The 7,113-nt window shown below is 69.6% G+C and carries 8 protein-coding genes; all 8 read right to left on the reverse strand.

Going from position 1 to position 7,113, the window contains the following annotated elements; all coding sequences use genetic code 11:
- Positions 1-81: 81 nt before the first annotated feature.
- Complete coding sequence (locus ACYVE9_RS11350; protein ID WP_219091389.1) at positions 82-660, reverse strand: GTP-binding protein; 579 nt, start codon at positions 658-660, stop codon at positions 82-84.
- A complete protein-coding gene (locus tag ACYVE9_RS11355; RefSeq protein WP_461027663.1) occupies positions 641-1,192 on the reverse strand; it encodes a DUF742 domain-containing protein in 552 nt (183 codons plus the stop codon). Before ACYVE9_RS11355 ends, ACYVE9_RS11350 begins: the two co-directional genes overlap by 20 nt.
- Before the next feature lie 110 nt (positions 1,193-1,302).
- The gene (locus tag ACYVE9_RS11360) at positions 1,303-1,716 is read right to left on the reverse strand and encodes a roadblock/LC7 domain-containing protein (protein WP_461027664.1); all 414 of its coding nucleotides are present in this window, start codon (positions 1,714-1,716) and stop codon (positions 1,303-1,305) included.
- Positions 1,717-1,726: 10 nt separating this feature from the next.
- Positions 1,727-4,966: a sensor histidine kinase gene (locus tag ACYVE9_RS11365; RefSeq protein WP_461027665.1), complete on the reverse strand. Its 3,240-nt coding sequence runs from the start codon at positions 4,964-4,966 to the stop codon at positions 1,727-1,729.
- A 299-nt stretch (positions 4,967-5,265) separates the two neighbouring features.
- Complete coding sequence (locus ACYVE9_RS11370; protein WP_461027666.1) at positions 5,266-5,865, reverse strand: GTP-binding protein; 600 nt, start codon at positions 5,863-5,865, stop codon at positions 5,266-5,268.
- A complete protein-coding gene (locus ACYVE9_RS11375; protein WP_461027667.1) occupies positions 5,846-6,262 on the reverse strand; it encodes a DUF742 domain-containing protein in 417 nt (138 codons plus the stop codon). Before ACYVE9_RS11375 ends, ACYVE9_RS11370 begins: the two co-directional genes overlap by 20 nt.
- A 68-nt stretch (positions 6,263-6,330) precedes the next feature.
- Positions 6,331-6,744, reverse strand: a complete 414-nt coding sequence (locus ACYVE9_RS11380) for a roadblock/LC7 domain-containing protein (RefSeq protein ID WP_461027668.1) — start codon at positions 6,742-6,744, stop codon at positions 6,331-6,333.
- A 9-nt stretch (positions 6,745-6,753) separates the two neighbouring features.
- On the reverse strand, positions 6,754-7,113 hold a 360-nt coding region (locus tag ACYVE9_RS11385), incomplete at its 5' end, for a hypothetical protein (protein WP_461027669.1).

Genomic DNA, 7,113 nt, shown 5'->3' on the forward strand with positions numbered 1-7,113 from the left:
CGGCTCCGGTGGCGCGGCGACCCGCGTGGGCGGGCCGGCGGCGGCGCCGGTGACGCGGGCCGGTGACGCGGGCGGAACGGCCTATCGCAGGCGGGCCATGAGCGCGTGTTCCACGAGGGTGATCAGCGCGCTCTTGGCGTCCGCGCGGTGCCGCGCGTCGGTGGTGATGATCGGGGTGTCGGGGCCGATCTGGAGTGCCTCCCGCACCTCTTCGGGGTTGTACGGCTGGTGGCCGTCGAACCCGTTGAGCGCGATGACGAAGGGCAGGCCGCTGTTCTCGAAGTAGTCGACGGCGGGAAAGCAGTCGGCGAGGCGGCGGGTGTCGACGAGGACGACGGCGCCGATCGCACCGCGCACCAGGTCGTCCCACATGAACCAGAACCGGTCCTGCCCCGGCGTACCGAACAGGTACAGGATCAGGTCCTGGTCGAGGGTGATGCGGCCGAAGTCCATCGCGACCGTGGTGGTCGTCTTGTCCCCGGTGTGCGTGAGGTCGTCGATGCCCGCGGACGCGGACGTCATCACAGCTTCGGTGCGCAGCGGATTGATCTCCGAAACGGCTCCCACGAAGGTCGTCTTGCCCACGCCGAAGCCACCCGCCACCACGATCTTCGCGGAGGTGGTGGAGCGGGCCGCACCGCTAGAGCTTGCGAAGTCCACTGAGCACCCTTTCGAGCAGTGTCACATCTGGTTGTCCGCCGGCGGTCTCATCGCCGCCCGGCTGGTGAATGGCGACGAGTCCGGCCTCGGCCAGGTCGGCGACGAGGATACGGGCGACGCCGAGGGGAATGCTGAGAAGTGCGGAGATCTCGGCGACCGACTTGATCTCGTAGCACAGCCGGCAGATCCGCTGGTGCTCGGGAAGCTGTCCCTGGAGCTGAGCGGCGCCGGCGGTGGTGTGCACCAGTGCCTCGATGGCGAGCTGGTAGCGCGGCCTGGTTCGGCCGCCGGTCATGGCGTACGGGCGCACCAGCGGCTGGTGGTCCTGGTCGCCGCTGCCCTGTCCGGAGGGAGTGGAGCTCCGGTGCCGGGCCCGCGGCGGCTGCTGGGAGGGCCGCTGCTGGGTCGGCGGCTGGGGCTGCTGCCGCTGCTGGTGGCTTGGCGTCGAAGGGAAGTTGTAGCGCTGGTAGGGCGGCGGGTCGTTGTGCGGCGGCTGACCGCTGCCGTACGGACCGCCAGGGGGCGTGACCACGGTTCCTCCTTCGACTGCCGAGTTGCGGACCACCACTGCGCGTGCTGTCTGGGCGACGACCGCGTCTCCGCACTTTATGGCGCCGAGACGCAATGCGCACTGCCTGTTTGCTAGTTGAGAAGGCTTCCTTGCAGTTCCGCCCGGAGATCGGGGGTGAGTACGGTGCCGGCGCGGTCGACGAGCAGTGCCATCTCGTACCCGACCAGACCGATGTCGGCCTCCGGATGCGCCAGCACCGCCAACGACGAACCATCCGACACCGACATGATGAAAAGGAACCCACGCTCCATCTCCACCACCGTCTGGTTCACCGCACCACCCTCAAAAATCCGCGAAGCCCCCTGCGTCAACGAAGTCAACCCCGACGCAACCGCCGCCAACTGATCAGCACGATCACGCGGAAAACCCTCCGACATCGCCAGAAGAAGGCCGTCGGCGGAAACCACCACCGTGTGCGACACCCCCGGGGTGTTCTCCACAAAGTTGGTGATCAGCCAATTCAGATTCTGCGCCGCCTGGCTCATCGGGCTCACACTAACGCTCCTGGTCGTAGGTGCTGCCGGGACCGAAGCCCGGTCGGTCGTTCTGGGTGGCGTCCCGGCCGCCCGCGCGCCCCTTGCGTACGCCGCGGTGCAGGTTGCTCAACCTGCCGCGGACGTCCTCCGGGGCACGGGAGACCTGGGGACCTCCCTGTGGGGTCTGTGTCGCTGCGCCCTCGACCAGGTTGGCCCTGGGCACCCGGCGGGGCAGACCGGAGACGGTGACCCCGCCTGCTTTGGGGTCACGGACCTTCTCCGCCCGCTCCCAGCGTTCGTCGTTCGCCGAATGCCAGTCGGGCTCGCCCGAACGAGTGCCCTGCCGGGGGGCGGCAGAGGGTTCCGGTTGCGACGGGAACTGCGGTGCCTGGGGCTCCTCGGACTGCTGCTCCCGCTTCTCCCGGCGCGGCAGGCCAGCGCCGGTGACGGAGGGAGAGCCGTTCGAAGCGGACCCCGGACGGTCGAAGCCTACGCGGTCCCCGGCGGCTGTGGGAGGCAGCTGTCCGGATTCCGCTTGCGGTTGCGCAACGGTTCCGTAGCCCTGGTCCTGCCATGCCGGGTCGTACCCCTGCGGGGCGTGCTCCGCGCCGCCGTACTCCGGCTGCCGGTAGCCGTCGTCCTCGTAGCGGGGCTCCGCGGGCGCCTGGTCATCGTAACCGGCGTTGCCGTAGCCGCTGTTGTCGTAGCCGGGGGTGCCGTAGCCGGGGGCGCCGTAGCCGGTGGTGTCGAACCCGGCGTCCTGGTAGCCGGAGGCGTCGTAGGCGCCCTGCTGCCCGTACCGGGGGTCGGCGGCCGGATCGGCGTAGTCGCCGTACTCGCCTTGCGGCTGCTCCGCCCGCGGCCCTTCGTAACCCCCGTCGTACACCGGGGTCTGCTGGGTCTCGTCGAGGTCGGCAGCCGCCGGCTGCTCGTCCCCCTGCTCGGGGTGGGACAGCGGAACGTCGCCCTGGGGGTCGAGCGACGAGGCGTCGTCGGGCACGTCGACCGACTCGTACCGGGAGTCGTCGAAGCCGAGTTCGGCCGCGGTCGGCTGCGCCGGGACCGCGGGCCTCATGGGCGAGGCCGGCGGCTGGTGGCCGAGTTCCTGTTCGGGCACGATGCGGGAGACGGTGAAGTCCTCGCCGTCGAACTCCTCGCCGCCACCGCCGTGGGTGATGGCCTCCGGGAGCATGACGAGCGAGGTGGTGCCGGCCTGCTCACCGGAGGGCCGCAGCTGGACCCGGATGCCGTGCCGGTCGGCGAGCCGACCGACCACGTAGAGGCCCATGCGCTGCGAGATGGCGGCGTCCACGGTCGGCGGGTTGGCCAGCCGGTGGTTGATGTCCGCGAAGTCCTCGGCGGTGAGGCCGATGCCCTTGTCGTGGATCTCGACCATCACCCGGCCGTCGGGCAGCCGGGTGGCGGTGACCTTGACCTTGGTCTGCGGGGAGGAGAAGGCGGTGGCGTTCTCCAGCAGCTCGGCGAGCAGGTGCACGAGGTCGGTGACGACCGCGCCGTGGATCTCGCTCTCCGGCACGCCGCTGATCTCGACGCGCTCGTACTGCTCGACCTCGGAGCCCGCCGCGCGCATGACGTCCACCAGCGGCACCGGCTGGTTCCAGCGGCGCCCGGGCTCCTCACCGGCGAGGACGAGCAGGTTCTCACCGTTGCGGCGCATGCGGGTCGCCAGGTGGTCGAGCTTGAACAGGCTCTCCAACTGGTCCGGGTCGGCCTCGTTGTTCTCCAGGTCGGTGATCAGGCCGAGCTGCCGCTCGATGAGGCCCTGGTTGCGACTGGAAAGGTTGGTGAAGATCGCGTTGACGTTGCCCCGCAGCAGGGCCTGCTCGGCGGCGAGCCGGACCGCTTCGCGGTGCACCTGGTCGAAGGCCCGGGCGACCTCGCCGATCTCGTCCCTGGTGTCGATCGGGATGGGCGTGACGGTGGTGTCGACGCGGCCGGGCTCGGTCCTGGACAGCTGGTCGACGAGCATCGGGAGCCGCTGCTCCGCCACGTCGAAGGCCGCGTTGCGCAGCCGGTTCATGTTGCGGCTCATCGAGCGGGCCATGAGAGCCGCGATGACGAAGGCGATGAGCAGCGCGGCGAGCACGATCGCCGAGTTGACGATGGCCTCGCGCTTGGCGTCCGCGGCGATGTCACCGGCCTCGGTGACGGCCCGGGCCGCGAGGTCCTCCTCGATGCCGCGGTAGACGTCGAACTTGCCGGTCGCGGTCTGGAACCACACGTCGGCGGTGATGCCCTCGTTCGCCAGGGTGGCGGGCCGGGCGCCGGAGCCGATGCGCTCGATCATGCCGTCCATGGGCGGCGGCGCCACGAAGTCCTGGCCCGCGGCCTCGGCCTGGGCCTTCGCCGCCGCGATCTCCTCCTTGGCGTCGGCCTGGACGTTGCGCAGGTCCGAGCGGAGCCGGTCGGCGTCCTGCTGGGTGCCGGCGGACAGGTACTCGCTGAGCGCCACGTCCTCCAGGTAGGCGTAGGACTGGAAGGCGGTGAGCTGCTCCGCCTTCGACTCCTCGCCGGGACCGGGTTTGACGAGCAGCTGGGTGCCGATGGAACGCGTCAGCGACTCGGCGGACTTGGCCAGGGAGATCGCGTAGACGGTGCGCCCGTAGGCGGTCACGTTGCCGGTGCCGAGGCCGAGCTCGTTGGAGAGGTTCATCAGCGGGTGCTGGATCTCGACGTAGCCGAGCTGGGTCTCCACACCGCTGAGGCGGCTGGAGTAGGCGGCCTGGCGGAGCGAGTCGAGCTTGGGCTCGACCTTCGCGATGCCGTCCAGCCGGCGCTGCAGACTGGGGGTGACGGGCGCGCTCTCGGCGGCTTCCTGGAAGGCCGCCTTCGCCTCGTCGGTCGCCGTCCGGACCTTCTCGATCTCCTCCGCGTTCTCGTCGCCCCTCAGCAGGGGGGCGGCGGTGCGGTCCCGTTCCTCGAGCAGGGCGTGCGCGTAGGCCGACGCCGCGGCGACGATTTTCGCGGTGCGCTCGGCGTCCTGGGCGTCGCTGAGGGTGTTGATCGAGTTCTGCACGCGGAAGCCGCCGAAGACCAGGGCCACCAGCACGGGTATGAGCAGGATCGCGTTCAGCCTGGTCGCGACGCGCCAGTTGCGGATCGCGAACCTGCTGGTGCTCCCGGCTTCGGCAGGGGTCGCGGACGTTTCAGCGGACCCCGTCGCGCCGACCGCGGCTCGCGGCGGCGTGAAGTTGCCCCGCGACTCCGGCGGCGGGGGTGCCGTCTTGCTTCGCCTCACTCGACCAAACCTCTCGGCGTCGGCACCTCATCCTCGACGCGCCGTAGCTACTGCTGAGTTCAGCGAATTGCAGCACGCCGGGAGGGTGGTTTCCAAACACTTGAAAGCGGGATGACTGCCCCCGACGACGCCCGACAACTCGGGCATTACGGCAACTGGGCGGCAAATGACCGGAGAAATGTACGCAGAGTGGAGCGGAGTGCTCGCCGCCCGTAATCGAAACGGGTCAATTCTCTGTCGAAACGTTATGAACGGTTGGACGGGGGCATGTCCGATGACAGCCCCCGTCCCCGTGTGGATCAGCGCAGGCGGGCGAGCAGCGCGTGCTCGACCAGCTGGATGAGTGCGCCCTTGGCGTCCGCGCGGTGCCGCGCGTCGGTGGTGATGATCGGCGCGTCGGGGCCGATCTGGAGTGCCTCCCGCACCTCTTCCGGGGTGTAGGGCTGATGCCCCTCGAACCCGTTGAGCGCGATGACGAAGGGCAGGCCGCTGTTCTCGAAGTAGTCGACGGCGGGAAAGCAGTCGGCGAGGCGGCGGGTGTCGACGAGGACGACGGCGCCGATCGCACCGCGCACCAGGTCGTCCCACATGAACCAGAACCGGTCCTGCCCCGGCGTACCGAACAGGTACAGGATCAGGTCGTCGTCGAGGGTGATGCGGCCGAAGTCCATCGCGACCGTGGTGGTCGTCTTGCCTCCGGTGTGCGTGAGGTCGTCGATGCCCGCCGACGCGGACGTCATCACCGCCTCGGTGCGCAGCGGATTGATCTCCGAAACGGCTCCCACGAAGGTCGTCTTGCCCACGCCGAAGCCACCCGCCACCACGATCTTCGCGGAGGTGGTGGAACGGGCGGGTCCGGAAGCCTGACCCGCGTGCGGGCTAGAGCTTGCGAAGTCCACTGAGCACCCTTTCGAGCAGTGTCACGTCTGGCGCACCGCCGGGCTCGCTGCTGCCGCCGGGCTGGTGGATCGCCACCATGCCGGCCTCGGCGAGGTCGGCTACGAGAATCCGGGCCACTCCCAGCGGTATCGCCAGCAGGGCGGAAACCTCGGCGACCGACTTGACCTCGCGGCACAGGTGGCAGATCCGCTGGTGTTCTGGCAGCAGCCCCTGCAGCTGTCCCGGGTCGGCGCTGGTGCTGACCAGCGCCTCTATGGCGAGTTGGTAGCGCGGCCTGGTTCGGCCGCCGGTCATGGCGTACGGGCGCACCAGCGGCTGGTCGCCTTCGCCGTCGTCGTACGACGCGTGATGATGCGACGCGCCGTACGGATTGGGCGAGGCGGGCGGCGTGGTCATGGCTCCTCCGGACGAGGCATGAGGTCGGCGATGCTGCGGACGGGAATGCTCATGTGGGGGGAGCTGGATCAGTTCAGCAGGCTGCCCTGCAACTCGGAACGGAGTTCCGGGGTGAGTACGGTGCCGGCGCGGTCGACGAGCAGTGCCATCTCGTACCCGACCAGACCGATGTCGGCCTCCGGATGCGCCAGCACCGCCAACGACGAACCATCCGACACCGACATGATGAAAAGGAACCCACGCTCCATCTCCACCACCGTCTGGTTCACCGCACCACCCTCAAAAATCCGCGAAGCCCCCTGCGTCAACGAAGTCAACCCCGACGCAACCGCCGCCAACTGATCAGCACGATCACGCGGAAAACCCTCCGACATCGCCAGAAGAAGGCCGTCGGCGGAAACCACCACCGTGTGCGACACCCCCGGGGTGTTCTCCACAAAGTTGGTGATCAACCAGTTCAGATTCTGCGCCGCCTGGCTCATCGGACTCAACTAACGCTCCTGCTGGTAGGTGGGGTCGAAACCCCGTTCGTTGCTGCCGGGGGCACCGCCGGCCTGGCGGCCCTGCTGAATGCCCCGGCGGAGATTGGTCAACCGGCCGCGCACGTCACTGGGGGCGCGCGAGACCTGCGGACCGCTCGGTGCGGCCGACTGCTGCTGAGCGGTCCCCGCGACCAGGTTCGCACGCGGGACCCGCCGGGGCAGGCCGGAGGTGGTGACGCCGCCCGCGGCAGGCTGCTTGAGCCGTTCCGCGCGGCGCCAGCGTTCGTCGTTGGGCGACGCCTGCCACTCGCCGCCGGAGGCGGCACCGTGCATGCCCCGGTTGTCACCGAACTCGGCACGGGCGGGGGC

It is taken from the genome of Streptomyces sparsus, assembly GCF_054776295.1.

Excerpts from the sequence above, each read along its gene's own strand:
- ACYVE9_RS11360 (WP_461027664.1), bottom strand. The coding sequence starts at position 1,716 with ATGAGCCAGGCGGCGCAGAATCTGAATTGGCTGATCACCAACTTTGTG.
- ACYVE9_RS11375 (WP_461027667.1), bottom strand. The coding sequence starts at position 6,262 with ATGACCACGCCGCCCGCCTCGCCCAATCCGTACGGCGCGTCGCATCAT.
- ACYVE9_RS11380 (WP_461027668.1), bottom strand. The coding sequence starts at position 6,744 with ATGAGCCAGGCGGCGCAGAATCTGAACTGGTTGATCACCAACTTTGTG.